A 15,770-nucleotide genomic window follows, 5' to 3' on the forward strand; every position below is an offset into this window, starting at 1 on the left:
TTTTGCGGATTATTCAATATAACGATATCGTGGAACAGGTGAGCATACTGTGCCAAGAAGCAAATGTGGAGCTTGGCGAGGATGTAATGAATGCCTTCCAGCAAGCACTTCAAACAGAGAAATCGGAAACCGGGCGAGTTGTGATTGAGCAGCTTATGGAAAATGCCGAAGTTGCTGTAAAGGAATATATGCCGATGTGTCAAGATACAGGAACGGCCGTGTTTATTGTGGAAATGGGCCAGGAATGCCTTATTGCAGGCGGTACTTTAACAGATGCGATAAATGAAGGAGTTCGAGAAGGATATGAGGCGGGTCATTTACGTCATTCGATCGTGAAAGATCCGCTCGGCAGGAAGAATACAGGAGATAATACTCCGGCAATTGTCCATATTGAATATGTTGCAGGAGACTCACTCACACTACATATGACAGCTAAAGGCGGTGGTGCTGAGAATATGAGTGATTTGAAAATGCTGAAACCGTCTGACGGATTAGAAGGAATCAAGCAATATATTCTCGATGTCGTGAAAGTCGCTGGGCCAAACGCCTGTCCACCACTCGTCGTCGGTATCGGAATTGGCGGGAACTTTGAACGCTGCGCTTATTTAGCAAAGAAATCATTGTTCCGTCCGATTGGAGAAAGGCACAGGGAAGCAGAAGTGGCAGACTTGGAAGAGGACTTAATGGCTGAAATTAATCGTCTTGGAATCGGACCCCAAGGGATGGGTGGTTCGACCACGGCCCTTGATGTGAAGATTGAAGTGGAAGCTTGTCATATCGCCTCCCTTCCAGTAGCGGTCAATCTTAATTGTCATGCGAGCAGACATAAACAGGTAGTATTATAGAGAAAGCGGGGGGATTGTTTTTGGCAAAAAATATCACATTGCCACTGGAAAGAGAGACAATTAAAGATTTGCGGGCAGGCGACCGCGTCCATTTATCCGGAACAGTTTATACGGCAAGGGATGCAGCCCATAAGCGGATGTTTGAAACAATCGAACAAGGTGGCGATTTACCGATTGATATCCAGGGGCAGGTCATTTATTATGTCGGCCCAACCCCAGCAAAACCTGGACAAGTCATTGGTTCAGCGGGCCCGACGACAAGTGGTCGTATGGATAAATATACGCCGAAGCTTCTTGAGATGGGCTTAAAGGGAATGATCGGGAAGGGATATCGTAATGAAGAAGTAAAGCAGGCAATTATTGAACAGGAGGCTGTTTATTTCGCCGCGGTTGGTGGCTCAGCTGCACTTATTTCAAAGGCGATAAAAGAAGTTGAAGTGATTGCTTATGCGGATCTCGCGACGGAAGCAATTCGGAAAATGACGATTGAACATTTCCCTGCGATTGTCATTCATGATATTTATGGCGGGGATCAGTATGAAGCAGGTGTGAAACAATTCAGGGAATAGGTTAGTAGCTGATGTTACTTCATTGGCTGCTAGATTTTCCATATAAGTTCTTATCCAGTTAATGGATAGCGTTTACAACAAAGGGGTGAGAGAATGAACGGTCAAGAAAAAGGAACAGTGGCAATGATGACGACACCAGAAAAGCTTGAATTTCAGGAATATCCGATTCCAAAGCCAGGTCCTGGGGCGGTTGTTGTGAAGGTGCTTCGGTCGAATGTATGTGGTTCTGAATTGCATATATGGAAAGGACTTCATCCGACGAAAAGGCAAGGTGTACTGGGGCATGAAATGATTGGAGCATTACATGATGTTGGTGAAGGGGTGACAACTGATTTTGCAGGGAATCCAATCGAGAAAGGGGACCGAATCGTTTCAGCATACTATTTAACTTGCAGGAAATGTACACCATGTCTAGAAGGGCATTTTCATTTATGTGAACATGCATATGATTTTTGGAATTTGGAGCCGGAAGTTGCACCACATTTCCACGGGACATTTGCAACCCATTACTATATCCATCCAAACCAATATTTTTATAAGGTACCCGATAATGTTCCCGACATAGCTGCAGCAAGTGCCAATTGTGCTTTATCACAAGTATACTTTGGACTTGATAAAGCAAATGTGACGTATAACCAGACAATTGTCATTCAAGGAGCAGGGGGACTTGGATTAAATGCAATGGCTGTTGCTAAAGAGAAAGGAGCTACGGTTATTGCGGTGGATCATGTGGAAAGTCGGTTACAACAGGCAAAACAATTCGGAGCAGATCATGTATTGAATTTAAGTGAACTTAAAACAATGGAAGAAAGACAGGAAAAGGTTTTAGCGCTGACAAACGGAAACGGGGCGCATGTCGGATTGGAAGTTGCCGGTGTTCCCGCAGCTTTTGCAGAAGGAATTCACTATATCCGGTCAGGCGGAAAATATATCACAATTGGTAACATTACACCTGGAAAAACCGTTGCATTCGATCCAGGATTACTGACGAGAAAGTCGATTCAAATCATTCCGGTTGTCCGCTATAACCCATGGTATCTGCATAAGTCATTGGAATTTCTCTCTAAAAATATTGAGAAATACCCATTCGAGAAAATGTTGGATGCGGAGTTCGAACTTAAGGATATTACGTCTGCACTGGATAAATCAGCTGCTAAGGAAGTGACACGAGCTTCTATCGTTATGGTGTGAACATCCTTTTCAAAAAGGGTTTGCAAATAAAAATGAATTAATGGAGGTTGAGAAGATGAGTAACACGAAATTGTATGTACTTGACACTGGCACGATGAAGATGGATAAGAATTATATGGTAGCAATGCATAACCCAGCAAGTGTGGATCAGCCGAACGTGCCAGCAGAATTTGTAGAATTTCCAGTTTATGCCGTATTGATTGACCATCCAGAAGGCAAAATTTTATTTGACACAGGCTGTAACCCGGAAGGTATGGGGGAAGAGGGCAGATGGCCAGAAGGTGTTCAAAAAATGTTCCCGTCCTTTCAGGATGAATCGTGTTATTTGATCAACCGTTTGGAACAACTCGGTGTCGGTCCAAAGGATATTAAATATGTTGTTGCTTCCCATCTTCATTTAGACCATGCCGGCTGTTTGGAAATGTTCACGGAAGCAACGATTATCGTTCATGATACCGAACTTGCGAATACGATGAAGCAGTATGCCATGACGAAAGATATGGGCGCCTATATTTGGGCTGATGTGAATAAATGGATAGAAAATGATCTTAACTGGAAAACGGTCATGCCTCATGAAGATGAGCTGGAACTGGCAGATGGCGTGAAAATCCTTAATTTTGGTCCAGGGCATGCATGGGGGTTAATCGGCCTGCATGTAGAATTACCGGGTACAGGAGGAATTATTTTAGCATCTGACGCTGTCTATTCAGCTGAGAACTATGGTCCACCTGCAAAGATTCCTGGCATCATTTATGACTCCATCGGATATTTAAATGCCGTTGAGAAAATCAAAAAGTATGCAGAGCGCACGAACTCCCAAGTATGGTTTGGACACGACTCAGCTCAGTTCAGGGAATTCATTAAATCGACGGAAGGATTCTATGAGTAAATTGATAAAGGAGAATAGCCTCATTATCTTAATGAATGAGGCTATATTGCTTTCATAGATTAAAATGAAGGAGTGAAACATACATGCTTCAAACAGAAACATTACATGCCGGCTCTTATATCGGAGGTGAAGAAATAAAATATAATCATCGTAATCTAAAAGTACTGAATCCGTATAATCAGGAAGTGATAGGGAAAATATCTCCTGCGTTAGTGGATGATGTGGAAAAAGCGATTTTAAATGCGGACAAAGTTTTCCATGAAACGATGAAGCACATGCCCGCTTACGAGCGGTCGGAAATCTTGCGGAAAACAGCAGATCTTCTTGAAAAAAGGGCTCAAAAATTTGCTGAAATGCTTTCGCTTGAAGCGGGGAAACCGATTCAGGAAAGCAGGGGAGAGGTGACACGGGCGGTACAAGTTCTCCGGTTTGCATCAGAGGGGGCAAAATCAATCTATGGTGAACAGATTTCTCTTGATAGCGCAATCGGCGGAGAGAACCAAATGGGGGTTACAAAAAGAATTCCTCTAGGTGTCATTGCGGCGATTACTCCATTTAACTTCCCTTTGAACCTTGTCTTGCATAAGGTAGCACCAGCAATTGCCACAGGAAATACAGTTGTCTTAAAGCCCGCGGAAAAAACGCCATTTTCATCAGTTCTGCTTTATCAATTATTAGAAGAGGCAGGGTTGCCAAAGGGGGCATTAAATATCCTGATGGGACCAGGGCAGGAGTTAGTCGAACCACTCGTCACGCATCCTAAAGTAAGAAAAGTAACATTCACTGGGAGCGGAAAAGTCGGCTGGATGATTAAGGAAATGGCACCAAGAAAGAGAGTGACCCTTGAACTCGGTTCTAATGCACCTAATATTATTTTTGCGGATGCGGATGTGGAACAGGCCACGCAAGCAATAGCGATGGGAGGATATACATTTGCTGGGCAGGCTTGTGTTTCCGCACAACGGGTCTATGTGGAAAGAAGTATCCATGATGCATTCGTGAAGAGGTTAGTTACAGAGCTTCAGAAATTGAAAACTGGTAATCCGCTTGATGAGGGAACATCCTTTGGTCCAATGATTACTGAAGATGCGGCAATTCGTGCCGAGTCCTGGATAAACGAGGCTGTGGGACAAGGAGCGAAGGTTGCTATAGGTGGGAAAAGAGATGGGGCAGTAGTGGAACCAACAGTCATTACGGATGTCGACCCGGATATGAAAGTAGTCTGTGCGGAAGTGTTTGCTCCAATCGTAAGTATTTTGCCTTTTGAAACAGAAGAGGAAGTGATTGCTTCTGCGAATGATTCGGAATTCGGTTTACATGCGGGAGTATTTACAAAAGATATTTATCGTGCCTTTCGGGTAGCGGATGCCATTGACACAGGTGGAGTTTGGATAAATGAAGTGTCCGTCCGCCGCTATGATCACATTCCTTACGGCGGTGTGAAAAATAGTGGGATCGGTAAGGAAGGAATCAAGTATGCGATTGATGATATGACGGCAATTAAATTTATAGGGATAAACTTAAAGAGTTAGAGAGGGGATATAAAAATGGAAGTTAAATCAGCCGTACTAAGAGAATCAGCGGCAACAACACCATATGCGGACAGTCAACCAATTAAAATTGAAACATTGAAATTAGGCGCACCGCAACTTGGTGAAGTGTTAGTCGAAATAAAAGCTGCAAGTCTCTGCCATTCCGACTTATCCGTGGTTGATGGAAGCAGGCCCCGACCATTGCCGATGGCGCTCGGCCATGAAGCTGCTGGAGTTGTGAAAGAGGTTGGTGAAGGGGTGACAGACTTGGAGCCTGGAGACCATGTGGTCTGTGTATTTGTCCCAAGTTGTGGCCACTGTGTACCTTGCATGGAAGGTCGACCTGCTCTATGCGAACCTGGTGCAAAGTCCAATGGGGATGGTACATTAATCGGAGGAGGAATCCGGCTTCATCACGGGGAAGAGACGGTTCATCATCATGTTGGTGTATCAGCTTTTTCTGAGCATATCGTTCTTTCACAGAACTCTCTTGTTAAAGTGAATAAAGATATTCCGTTTGAAAAATTAGCTTTATTCGGTTGTGCAGTTATTACAGGAGTCGGTGCGGTTATCAATACAGCCCATATTAAACTAGGGAGTACGGTCGGAGTTGTTGGCCTTGGCGGTATTGGATTAAGTGCTTTATTAGGTGCTGTTGCAGCCGGAGCGAGCCGTGTCGTTGCGATCGATATAAATGACAAAAAGTTAGAAAAAGCAAAAGAACTTGGAGCTACAGATGTTTTCAATTCGAAATCTAATCAAGTTATAGATGAAATTAAATCGGCAACCGGTGGCGGATTGGATTATGTTTTTGAAACGGCTGGGGCCGTTCCAGCTTTAGATGTTGCCTATGCAATTACAAGGAGAGGTGGCACAACAGTTACAACGGGTCTGCCGCATCCGGAGCATGAGTTTTCATTTCCATATGTCACCTTGACTGCGGAAGAGAAAACATTAAAAGGCTCTTATGTCGGCAGTTGTGTACCGAAGCGGGATATTCCTAATTTTATCGAGCTATTTAAACAGGGTCGCTTACCGGTCGATAAACTGCATGCAAAAACAATCGCGCTAGAAGAAATCAACGTAGGCTTTGATTTATTAGCCTCAGGAGACTATTCCAGAATAATTGTAAAGTTTTAATGAGAATATGGGACAGATGCTCTGACCGAGGCTGCTGAAAAACATATTTTGGAAATTATTTTTCCCACTTTGATAACCAAAATCGAGTGAAAACAGGTATTTATTCTCCACTTTCATAGGTTATTTTACATGAAATTTGGGAATCGGTTTCCATTCGCTTGAAATTAGTGTACTTTTTCAGCAGCCTCGCTCTGACCCTCTGTCCCAAAAATCTATTTCACATGTATTTCAATTTCGAGGGTGTTCATTTGGTCGATGAGTAGTTCTTCGTAGTCTTGTTGTAGCTGGTAGCTTTGTTCCTGTTCGGTTTGTTCAGGTTTTTCAGTTTGGATTGCTTGCAATAAGTCATTTACGACCCGGTCACGCAATAAAGAACTGCGCATATAGTCTTGAATGTTGCGGTTGAATTTCGTTTCACCGTATTCTTGGATCATTGCCTGAACGGTATCAATTTCCGCTATGGAATCTTTAAACTGGCTGACAGCTGCATCGAGTTTTTCCATCGGGACATCGTAATGTTTCTCTTCTGCAAGGAGGCGAATGGCATATATTTCTATCATGTTCTGTAATTGGACATTAATATTTTCCAGATAAGCTGCTTGTTCATCCCAGAACAAGTCCCGCTCCGCTGCTGTATCAGCGGCTAAACCCTCCCAGTCATGATACCGGTTCGCCTCTATTTCAATATGTTCCATAAAGGTGTAGAATGCTAAATCCTCTGTATCAAAAGTTTTCCCTTCAATTGTAGCGGCTGACTCGACCTCATTGGATTGAATATCGTTATCTGGTTGTTCTACTGCACTTGTCAATTCGTTGACACAGGCGCCTAAACCGATGAGCATAAGCAGTCCAAGAACGAGCGGCCATTTTACTCTCATCATCCTTCACTCACATTAAACGTTATCGTTTCTTCATAAACTTTACCATCCAACTCTGCTTCGGTTTCCATAATCCATTCCCCACCCATCGGTAAATCAACATTCGCAGTATAACTGCCATCTCCATTATCGGTGAAGTTTGCTTCAATAACGCCATGGTCCATTTTTGCCATCTCCAAGCTTCCCGTGATGGTCATACCAGATACGGCCTCTCCATTATCCTCTACCATAATAATAATTTCTGTTTCCCTGTCTGTTACATAGTGAGGAGAATTATCGACTGAGAAATCAATGTCACTTCCACCACAAGCTGCAAGGAAGCATAATCCGGTTATGATGATCCATAATATTTTTTTCATTATGTTGCATCCTTTAAATGATGTTCCATAAATTCATCCATCGTGTACTTAGTAATCTTGCCATCATCCATATAAGCGACATGGGTACATACCTTTTTTATTTCTTCAAAATGATGGGATGCCATGAAGATTGTTTTGTTTTCCAGTCCTTTTATAATATTTAAAATCTTGTTCCGGCCAACTGGATCAAGCCCGCTCGTCGGTTCATCCAAAATGATGATATCACTGTCAAAATAAAGGATAATCGCTAATCCGAGACGCTGCAGCATCCCTTTTGAATACTCGCGGCTATATTTATCGTGGTCTCCCCAGAGTGATACAAGCTTCAATTTCTCTTCTATCCTTGCTTCATCAATCTTTTTACTGCTGACCGCTGCGAAAAATTCAATGTTCTCTTTTCCTGTCAGATTCGGATAAAGTTGAAATTTCTCAGGTAAATAGGAGACAAACTTTTCCAATCTCCTTTTTTATTCGATTTCCCATGCAAGTAGATGGAGCCTTCTTTATATGTTTGTAAACCGAGCATCGTGCGGATGAGGGTAGATTTTCCGGCACCATTTCTCCCGACAAGGGCACAGCGTTTATTCTTTTCAACGGTCAGATTCACTTTCTATAAAACTTCCTTATTAAAGTAACGTTGATTTAAGTTTTGAATCTTAATCATGGCGATTACCAATCCTTCTGCTAAATAGGGCGAACAAGAAAAATAATCCGGGCCAGATGAGTAAATTCATCAGTAATAACAACCATGGGCTCATCATGACGAAATCACGGACGAGGTGAGAAAGATTGGTTAGACTGAACAATCCTAGCTCGACCTCCAGTAAGAATCGCAACGTATGCAGCGGGTCAAGAAAGTAAAACCAGGCAACCAATGTAACGTTATGATAGTCAACAGCTGGCAGGACATATAAAAATACAAGGTCCAAAAGGAAGATTAAGAAAAACCAAATTAAGATGTTGGCACCAACGAGTTGCATTTTTGACCGGGCAATAGAGCCAAGGAAAATCCCAATTTGATTAAAAATTAGAAGTAAAATACCTAGGACAAGAATGAATACGAGAAAACTATAAAACTCAAAACCAACGAATACCTTCATAAATATTGCCAGAATCAGATAAGCAATAAAGAAAGTTAAAATAATCACAAGCTGAATGGCAATCGTCTTATTCCAAAGAAAGCTGAAATCAGATTCTTTCTTTGTGAGTAAGATCATATTTGTTTTAAGTTCCTTTTCCTGATAAATCGAAAAGGATGCGAGAAACAAGGCAAATAGAGGGATTAAATAAATATTCATATCATAAATGGATAAAAGCAGCGCTTGAAAACCTAATTCACTTGGAAAAAAGCGGGCTTCTGATGTGAGAAATAAAGATGTTAACATCATAATCCCGATTCCGAGCCATAATCCTTTCCCTCGTCGTTTATTTGATAGAAGGTCTTTAACCTCCTGTCATCTTTATTATGCCAAGAGATGCTTCACTCTAGAGTGATATAAATCACTTGAATATCTGATATTTCGTGGCAATTGACTTAGGTTATGACAGATTTGGAAAGTTCCATACAAATGATGAATCGAGACACTTGCAGGAAGGCTTATATGCCTCTGACCCCAATGTCCCGCTTGAAATTAGGCGTGATAATGTTCATAATTATGTGATATAGTGCTACTAAAGGGGTGGTGTTCATGGTAAATGTCCGAGAAGATAAATTTTGTCCGTGTGGAAGTGGAAAAGCATATAAAGTTTGCCACGGGGCAGCAAAATCTAATGTCATTCAAATGGATACGAGCCGTTATGAAAATGAATTGGAACGGCTAGAAGCCGATCTTTTAAGCTTTGCCTGGTTAGAATATGAAAATGAATTGTCTGATTTAGCTGCTTTTGAAGCGCGCAAATATAATATTGATGATGAAGAAGCTATTGAAGTCATTATGTATGGCCTTTTAGAATGGGCGATTCTTTATCAGCAATACTGGAATGGACATACTCTATTTGAAGAATTTTATCGGAGAGTGAGATATAGTATTAAATATGAGAATGTCAGGAAGATATTTGAAAGCTGGAAAGCAATCATCCCGTCCGTCTATGAAGTTATAGATGTTGCGGAGACATCTGTCACACTTAAAGACCGGAGAAGCAAGGAAATACATACGCTAATGAATACGGAACAAGACATTGATATCGATGAAGTATTTATCGGAATATTGTTCCCCTCCATCCATCACTATAGTTATATGCTCATTCTCACACCAGTCGTTAATTCGGAAATGTTATACGATCCTAAACATGAAATCTACCAAATGAATGATAAAGCCTTCATCGAAAATTATCCAGACATATTAGTGAAGTCGAGAATAGATGTACAATTGAATGAGGTTTTTAATATTGAGTGGGCAGACCCGCTTTATGGAGATGTTATTAAAATTGCGGCCGAGCGTATGAAGATGAATGGTGCAGTTTCCGATCACTTTTTTGATATGGCAATCGTAATTTGGAAATTATACACAGAAGCGGCACAACCGAAGATTAAAAAACCAGAGGGATTTGCTGCTGCAATTGAATTCATTGTATATAATGCGAATTATGACGAAGATTTGCCAAAAGCTGAACTTGCAAGAGAATATGGGGTAGCGGTATCAACCGTTACCAATAATATAAATAAAATGATGCCTGTCCTCGTAAAAGAACTGACCAAAATTCAAGACGAATTGAACGAAATTATCTAACACTGGAACATTGGGGTCAGAGCATTTGTCCCAAATAAGAATGGGACATTGGCTCTGACCCCAATGTCCCATTCATTTATCCCGGTGTTAGCGTTTGTAAAATCCGACTGATTGAAGTTTCATTTTATCTAGGCTTTCCTACGTTTTTCATTCTCAGAAATAATATATGCACAGGCTGCATCACCTGTAATATTGACTGCTGTACGCAGCATATCTAGTAAGCGGTCGATTCCGATGATAAGCGAGATGCCTTCAACCGGGAGCCCGATTTGGGAAAGGACCATCGCAAGCATAATAAGCCCAACACCAGGAACCCCAGCCGTACCAATACTTGCAAGTGTTGCAGTAAGAATTATCATAATAATTTCCGCAAACCCAAGATTAATCGCATACACTTGAGCAATGAAAACTGCAGCTGTTGCTTGCATAATAGCTGTTCCGTCCATATTGATTGTAGCGCCAAGCGGCTGAACAAAACTACTAATACTCTTACTTACTCCAAGATTTTCCTGAGCAGATTTCATAGAAATCGGTAATGTCGCATTGGAGCTTGATGTACTAAAAGCGACAGACATTGCCGGGAAAAAACCTTTATAGAACGTCCAAGGATTGGCTTTTCCGAGCACCCAAATGGCGAGACTATATACAATGGCACCATGAACAAATAAGCCCAAAATAACAGTCCCCAAATAAGCCCCCATTGATCCGATTGCGTCAAGACCTCCGCCACCAATAGCTGAGGCTATGAGAGCAAATGCACCATACGGAGCAGCTTTCATGACAAGATTAACAAGAAACATAAGAATATCATTCGCCTGTACGAATAACCGTTGAATCCCTTGTGTTTTATCTTTGAGGAAGGCAAGAGCAATCCCAATGAAAATAGTAAATGCAATTATTTGCAGCATATCCCCAGCAGACATAGAGGATACTGGGTTTGTAGGAATAATATTAATGATTGTCTCCATTATAGGTGGAGCCTCAGCTGCTTCATATTCTGCCATATTAACATCAAAGACACCTTCTGTACCCGGCTTGATCATAAAGGAGAGAGCCAAACTGATGCATAAAGCAATCGCCGTCGTAATAAGAAAAAAGCTAATCGTCTGAATTCCGATTCTACCTAACTTTGCAGGCTCACTAAGACCAGCGGTACCAAGGACAATCGAAACAAATACAATTGGGATAACGAGCATCATAATCAGATTAATGAACAATTGACCAACAGGAGTTAACAAATACATATCAAGTGGGGAGAAAACGCTCTCAGGAATGAACGTTAAAATAATACCTGCAATCACACCGAGAACAAGGGCGATTAAAATCTTTTTCGTTAGACTCATTTATCCGCCTCCTATCTTCTGTTGGCATAGGTTATATTTAACCTCTTTATAGACTATGCTTGAAATACATTAAGTAGAACAGGAAAAACTGGTGAATCAGGGTTGATCCTGTTCACCAGTTTGCTTATACTTTGTTCTTATTTATTGTGTATCTCCGCTAGCAGATTAGGTATGGCAGGTTTTATAAAATCTTTAGGTTCCATTTTTTCTAATGAATTTCGCATTCTTGGTGAAGCATATATTGTAAGTAAATAATGTTTAAACGGGTTAATCAAGGCAATCCCCTGATTAACCCGTTTTTTCATCTTATACTTAACCCAACTTTCTCATCCCTAACAGCAGAACGCTTTCATTCAGCGTAAGTATCCGAAACCGAAACTCTCTACTGGAGGTCCGCAGTCCAGACACCTCTCGCACCTGCTGAGCGGCCGGCAAGCCTCCTCGCGCTGAGCACTAAAGGGTCTCTCTCGCCAGGCCTATCCTCAAACAGGAGTCTCGAGGTGCCTGGACTGCTACCAGAAAAGGTCAAATTTAGATCACTGTTTATTATTCCAAAGATATAATTTTATCGTGAATTGGCACTGGAATAAATGCTATTAATAATAATCATCTCTACCAGTTCAGTTGCCTGGTGGACGGTGACTCCTGCGGGAACAGTACGAGCCTGGAGACCCCACAGGGCGGCAGCCCGAGGAGCTCTAGCAGTGCCCTAGGATGCGCATCCGTCCACCGGGAAACTGAACGACGATTAGAGAGTATTTCAGGAGATATGTGCAAATTACTTACGCTGAATGAAAGCGATGAGTAGTTCACTAAAAAGTAACATGTATCATAGTTGATAATACAAACTGTTCGATATTATCTACTATAAGGCTTATAATGAAAAATAAGAAAACGGAAAAGAACGGTAACTTGAAAACAGTACCCGATTAATTGGAAGGGAGAGATTTCATGGCGCATATTACCGATAAATTTGGCAGACCACTTCAAGATTTACGTATTTCCGTTACAGACCGCTGTAATTTCCGGTGTACATACTGTATGCCAAGGGAAATATTTGGACCGGATTATGCTTTTTTACCAAAGGATCATTTACTTAGTAATGATGAAATTACGAGGCTTGCAACTGCGTTTGTCGAGCTAGGAGTGAATAAAATCAGGCTGACCGGTGGTGAACCGCTCCTAAGAAGGGATCTCCCACAGCTGATTGAACAATTAAGTGGAATTGATGGACTCGAGGATATTGCGTTAACGACGAACGCTTCCCTGCTTCCGAATAAAGCGGAAGCAATTAAAGATGCAGGTTTGAAACGAATTAATATAAGCCTGGATGCCCTTGATAATGAAACGTTCCAAACAATCAATGATAGTGGAGTAAGTACCGAACGAGTGCTTAAAGGAATCGATAAAGCGCTAGAAGTTGGTTTACATGTGAAAGTGAACATGGTTGTTAAAAAAGGCATGAATGAACAGGAAATTATTCCGATGGCGAAGTTTTTGAAAGAAAAAGGAGTTACGCTGCGATTTATTGAGTTCATGGATGTAGGTACGACGAATGGCTGGGATTTCAGTAAAGTTGTAACGAAAAAAGAAATTCTTAATAAGCTTACGCAGCATTTTGAAGTCGAACCAGTCGATCCGGATTACCTCGGGGAAGTGGCACAGCGTTATCGCTACAAAGGAACAAATAAAGAAGTCGGTTTTATTACTTCCGTATCCGAGTCATTCTGTTCAACTTGTACAAGGGCTCGGATTGCGGCGGATGGAAAACTTTATACATGTTTATTTGCTTCCAGTGGTTATGACTTGAAGGAGCTTGTCCGTTCCGAACCAGATAACGGAAAGATTAAAGAAACAATTGCGTCAATCTGGGGCAAACGAACAGATCGTTATTCGGATGAACGAACAGAACAAACGGCAAAAAACAAGAAAAAAATCGAGATGTCTTATATCGGTGGTTAAAATGGATTTCCAGAAAAGAAAGGAAATGTAGCGATGAATGAACGATATTCACGACAAGCTTTATTTAAACCGATTGGAGAATCCGGGCAAGAAAAAATCAATCAAAAACATGTTCTCGTTATTGGTTGCGGGGCCCTAGGAACAGCGAATGCGGCTAATCTCGTCCGTTCCGGTATTGGTAAGCTGACAATCATCGACCGCGATTACGTGGAGCTAAGTAACCTCCAGCGCCAACAACTCTTTACGGAAAAAGATGCTGAAAATCAAATTCCAAAGGTGATGGCAGCCAAAGAAAAATTGGAAGCGATTAATCCGGAAGTGGAAATTGCTTCCCACATTCTCGATATAACTGGAGAGGAGATTGCGCCGCTTCTTCAAAATGTGGATCTTGTCATTGATGCGACCGATAACTTTGACATTCGTTTCATCATGAATGATTTAATCCATAAATATAAGCTTCCATGGATATTCGGCTCTGTCGTTGGCAGTACGGGAATGAGCTATACGATTTTACCTGGTGAGACTCCATGTCTAGCCTGTATTTTAAATACGACAACAATGACAGGTGCGACATGCGATTCAGTTGGAATCATCGCTCCGGCCGTGCAAATGGTTGTTGCCCACCAATCAGCTGAAGCATTAAAGCTGCTCGTAGAAGATGAAAAGGCTTTGAGAACTGGGCTTGTCATGTTTGATCTCTGGTCCAATCAGTATCAGACGATTAAGGTGGACCGGGCAAAAAAAGCGGATTGTCCTACGTGCGGCGCAACTCCGGCATACCCAGCGTTAAGTTATGATGAAAGAACAAAAACAGAAGTGCTCTGTGGAAGAAACACTGTACAAATCAGGGCGAAGCGTGACGTTATTTTACCGGTTCTTGCAAGCAAGCTTACAAGACTTGGACAAGTCAATGTGAATGAATTTCTGCTTTCGCTGCAATATGAAGATTTACGGGTTGTTATTTTCAAAGATGGCCGGACCTTCATTCATGGGACCGATTCCATTGAACAAGCAAGGAGAATTTATTATCAGCTTGTTGGTTAGGAGGTTGAGTTATGGTAGAAATACGGACACCTATTGAGGTGAATGATGCAATAGAGCGAGTCATGAAATACGCGGTAAAAGGGGAGAAGACTTTCATTCCATTAGAAGAAAGCCACGGTTTTTTTCTAGCAGAAGATTTGATTAGTGATCATGCTGTCCCTCCTTTTGACCGGACACGCTACGACGGATTTGCCATTCGGTCGGAAGCTACTGAAAATGGCGATAGTAGGTTAGAGGTAGTTGGCCAAATAGGTGCGGGAAGTGTATTTGAAGGGACTGTAAAGGAAAATGAAGCAGTTCGGATTATGACTGGAGCAGAGATTCCGGCAGGTTGTGATGCTGTCATTATGCTGGAACATGTTAAAGAAACGAGTCAAGGTGAAAAGAGATTTATCGAGTTTACCAGAAAACTAACTTCATTTGAAAATATTACAAAAACAGGCGAAGACACGCAAAAAGGCGAAGTGCTGGTACAGAAGGGAACATACATAAATCCAGGGATTATGGCATTGCTGGCAACCTTTGGTTACAGACAAGTTCCTATTGTGAAGCGACCAAGAGTTGGAATTATATCGACTGGCAGTGAGCTTTTACCTGTGGATGCAGCACTCGAACCAGGCAAAATAAGAGACAGTAACTCCTATATGTTAATCGGTCAAATTGAACGGGCAGGTGGTATTCCTGTTTCCCTTGGTCAATTCGCCGATGATTTGGATATTTGTTATGACCAAGTTGTTGCTGCTTTAGATGAAGTGGATATTTTACTCACAACAGGTGGTGTGTCTGTCGGTGATTATGATTATATCCCAGCTATTTTAGAGAGATTAAATGCAAATGTATTATTTAATAAAATTAAAATGCGCCCGGGTTCTGTTACAACAGTTGCAGAAGTAGACGGCAAACTATTTTTTGGTTTATCGGGCAATCCCTCATCTTGTTATGTTGGCTTTGAATTGTACACTAGACCTGCAATCCGCAACCATTTACATACGAAGAATCCTTATTTAAAAAAGCTGACTGCCCAGCTTGGTACTGACTTTACTGCACCTAATCCATTTCACCGATTCGTCCGGGGAAAACTTATCTATGAAAGCGGAAATGTTATTGCTGTTCCAGTTGGTCTTGATAAGCCGAACATTGTCACATCTTTAGCAGAAGCAAATGTACTTATCGTGCTTCCTGGAAATAAAGAGGGATATGAAGCCGGAGAGCAAGTAATGGCTGTTCTACTTGCGGATCAGTCTGGAATCGCTTGGAACGACTGGTTGCGAAAAGAGTAATGAGGAGGC

General features: G+C 41.7%; 14 protein-coding genes and 1 pseudogene. 10 read left to right on the forward strand and 5 right to left on the reverse strand.

The window, feature by feature from the left end; all coding sequences use genetic code 11:
- Positions 1 to 2: 2 nt before the first annotated feature.
- From LZD48_RS14725 to LZD48_RS14750, 6 genes are all read left to right on the forward strand, one after another.
- The gene (locus tag LZD48_RS14725) at positions 3 to 845 is read left to right on the forward strand and encodes a fumarate hydratase (protein WP_235763486.1); all 843 of its coding nucleotides are present in this window, start codon (positions 3 to 5) and stop codon (positions 843 to 845) included.
- A 20-nt stretch (positions 846 to 865) separates the two neighbouring features.
- Positions 866 to 1,414: a Fe-S-containing hydro-lyase gene (locus LZD48_RS14730; RefSeq protein WP_235763487.1), complete on the forward strand. Its 549-nt coding sequence runs from the start codon at positions 866 to 868 to the stop codon at positions 1,412 to 1,414.
- A 93-nt stretch (positions 1,415 to 1,507) separates the two neighbouring features.
- Positions 1,508 to 2,605, forward strand: a complete 1,098-nt coding sequence (locus LZD48_RS14735) for a zinc-binding dehydrogenase (RefSeq protein WP_235763488.1) — start codon at positions 1,508 to 1,510, stop codon at positions 2,603 to 2,605.
- A gap of 55 nt (positions 2,606 to 2,660) precedes the next feature.
- The gene (gene ahlS / locus LZD48_RS14740) at positions 2,661 to 3,494 is read left to right on the forward strand and encodes an AhlS family quorum-quenching N-acyl homoserine lactonase (protein WP_235763489.1); all 834 of its coding nucleotides are present in this window, start codon (positions 2,661 to 2,663) and stop codon (positions 3,492 to 3,494) included.
- Between the two features lie 83 nt (positions 3,495 to 3,577).
- The gene (locus LZD48_RS14745; RefSeq protein ID WP_235763490.1) at positions 3,578 to 5,026 is read left to right on the forward strand and encodes an aldehyde dehydrogenase family protein; all 1,449 of its coding nucleotides are present in this window, start codon (positions 3,578 to 3,580) and stop codon (positions 5,024 to 5,026) included.
- Positions 5,027 to 5,041: 15 nt separating this feature from the next.
- Positions 5,042 to 6,166, forward strand: coding sequence for a zinc-dependent alcohol dehydrogenase family protein (locus LZD48_RS14750; RefSeq protein ID WP_235763491.1), 1,125 nt, complete (start codon positions 5,042 to 5,044; stop codon positions 6,164 to 6,166).
- Between the two features lie 212 nt (positions 6,167 to 6,378).
- Here LZD48_RS14750 and LZD48_RS14755 read toward each other — a convergent pair whose 3' ends face one another.
- The 4 genes and pseudogenes from LZD48_RS14755 to LZD48_RS14775 all read right to left on the reverse strand — a co-directional run bounded on the left by LZD48_RS14755 (position 6,379) and on the right by LZD48_RS14775 (position 8,791).
- The gene (locus LZD48_RS14755) at positions 6,379 to 7,047 is read right to left on the reverse strand and encodes a hypothetical protein (protein ID WP_235763492.1); all 669 of its coding nucleotides are present in this window, start codon (positions 7,045 to 7,047) and stop codon (positions 6,379 to 6,381) included.
- A complete protein-coding gene (locus LZD48_RS14760; RefSeq protein ID WP_235763493.1) occupies positions 7,044 to 7,403 on the reverse strand; it encodes a FixH family protein in 360 nt (119 codons plus the stop codon). The genes LZD48_RS14755 and LZD48_RS14760 overlap by 4 nt, the downstream gene beginning before the upstream one ends.
- Positions 7,403 to 8,010, reverse strand: a pseudogene (locus tag LZD48_RS19215) (ABC transporter ATP-binding protein). Before LZD48_RS19215 ends, LZD48_RS14760 begins: the two are co-directional and overlap by 1 nt.
- Before the next feature lie 49 nt (positions 8,011 to 8,059).
- Positions 8,060 to 8,791: an ABC transporter permease subunit gene (locus tag LZD48_RS14775; RefSeq protein WP_235763496.1), complete on the reverse strand. Its 732-nt coding sequence runs from the start codon at positions 8,789 to 8,791 to the stop codon at positions 8,060 to 8,062.
- A 300-nt stretch (positions 8,792 to 9,091) separates the two neighbouring features.
- On the opposite strand from LZD48_RS14775, the gene LZD48_RS14780 reads away from it, so the two are divergent.
- The gene (locus LZD48_RS14780; protein WP_235763497.1) at positions 9,092 to 10,132 is read left to right on the forward strand and encodes an SEC-C domain-containing protein; all 1,041 of its coding nucleotides are present in this window, start codon (positions 9,092 to 9,094) and stop codon (positions 10,130 to 10,132) included.
- A gap of 128 nt (positions 10,133 to 10,260) precedes the next feature.
- Here the strand turns inward: LZD48_RS14780 and LZD48_RS14785 are convergent, their stop codons facing one another.
- Positions 10,261 to 11,475: a dicarboxylate/amino acid:cation symporter gene (locus tag LZD48_RS14785; RefSeq protein WP_235763498.1), complete on the reverse strand. Its 1,215-nt coding sequence runs from the start codon at positions 11,473 to 11,475 to the stop codon at positions 10,261 to 10,263.
- A gap of 951 nt (positions 11,476 to 12,426) precedes the next feature.
- On the opposite strand from LZD48_RS14785, the gene moaA reads away from it, so the two are divergent.
- Genes moaA through LZD48_RS14800 form a run of 3 tightly spaced genes read left to right on the forward strand, consistent with a single transcriptional unit; the run spans position 12,427 to position 15,761 of the window.
- Positions 12,427 to 13,437, forward strand: a complete 1,011-nt coding sequence (gene moaA, locus LZD48_RS14790; RefSeq protein WP_235763499.1) for a GTP 3',8-cyclase MoaA — start codon at positions 12,427 to 12,429, stop codon at positions 13,435 to 13,437.
- A gap of 33 nt (positions 13,438 to 13,470) precedes the next feature.
- Positions 13,471 to 14,481: a MoeB/ThiF family adenylyltransferase gene (locus tag LZD48_RS14795; RefSeq protein ID WP_235763500.1), complete on the forward strand. Its 1,011-nt coding sequence runs from the start codon at positions 13,471 to 13,473 to the stop codon at positions 14,479 to 14,481.
- Positions 14,482 to 14,492: 11 nt separating this feature from the next.
- Positions 14,493 to 15,761: a molybdopterin molybdotransferase MoeA gene (locus LZD48_RS14800; RefSeq protein ID WP_235763501.1), complete on the forward strand. Its 1,269-nt coding sequence runs from the start codon at positions 14,493 to 14,495 to the stop codon at positions 15,759 to 15,761.
- Positions 15,762 to 15,770: the final 9 nt, after the last annotated feature.

Source organism: Oceanobacillus alkalisoli (assembly GCF_021556485.1).
GTDB lineage: Bacteria > Bacillota > Bacilli > Bacillales > Amphibacillaceae > Oceanobacillus > Oceanobacillus alkalisoli.

Coding starts and splice junctions, on each gene's coding strand:
- LZD48_RS14735 (WP_235763488.1), top strand. CDS start 1,508: ATGAACGGTCAAGAAAAAGGAACAGTGGCAATGATGACGACACCAGAA.
- ahlS (WP_235763489.1), top strand. CDS start 2,661: ATGAGTAACACGAAATTGTATGTACTTGACACTGGCACGATGAAGATG.
- LZD48_RS14745 (WP_235763490.1), top strand. CDS start 3,578: ATGCTTCAAACAGAAACATTACATGCCGGCTCTTATATCGGAGGTGAA.
- LZD48_RS14750 (WP_235763491.1), top strand. CDS start 5,042: ATGGAAGTTAAATCAGCCGTACTAAGAGAATCAGCGGCAACAACACCA.
- LZD48_RS14755 (WP_235763492.1), bottom strand. CDS start 7,047: ATGATGAGAGTAAAATGGCCGCTCGTTCTTGGACTGCTTATGCTCATC.
- LZD48_RS14760 (WP_235763493.1), bottom strand. CDS start 7,403: ATGAAAAAAATATTATGGATCATCATAACCGGATTATGCTTCCTTGCA.
- LZD48_RS14775 (WP_235763496.1), bottom strand. CDS start 8,791: ATGATGTTAACATCTTTATTTCTCACATCAGAAGCCCGCTTTTTTCCA.
- LZD48_RS14780 (WP_235763497.1), top strand. CDS start 9,092: ATGGTAAATGTCCGAGAAGATAAATTTTGTCCGTGTGGAAGTGGAAAA.
- LZD48_RS14785 (WP_235763498.1), bottom strand. CDS start 11,475: ATGAGTCTAACGAAAAAGATTTTAATCGCCCTTGTTCTCGGTGTGATT.
- moaA (WP_235763499.1), top strand. CDS start 12,427: ATGGCGCATATTACCGATAAATTTGGCAGACCACTTCAAGATTTACGT.
- LZD48_RS14795 (WP_235763500.1), top strand. CDS start 13,471: ATGAATGAACGATATTCACGACAAGCTTTATTTAAACCGATTGGAGAA.
- LZD48_RS14800 (WP_235763501.1), top strand. CDS start 14,493: ATGGTAGAAATACGGACACCTATTGAGGTGAATGATGCAATAGAGCGA.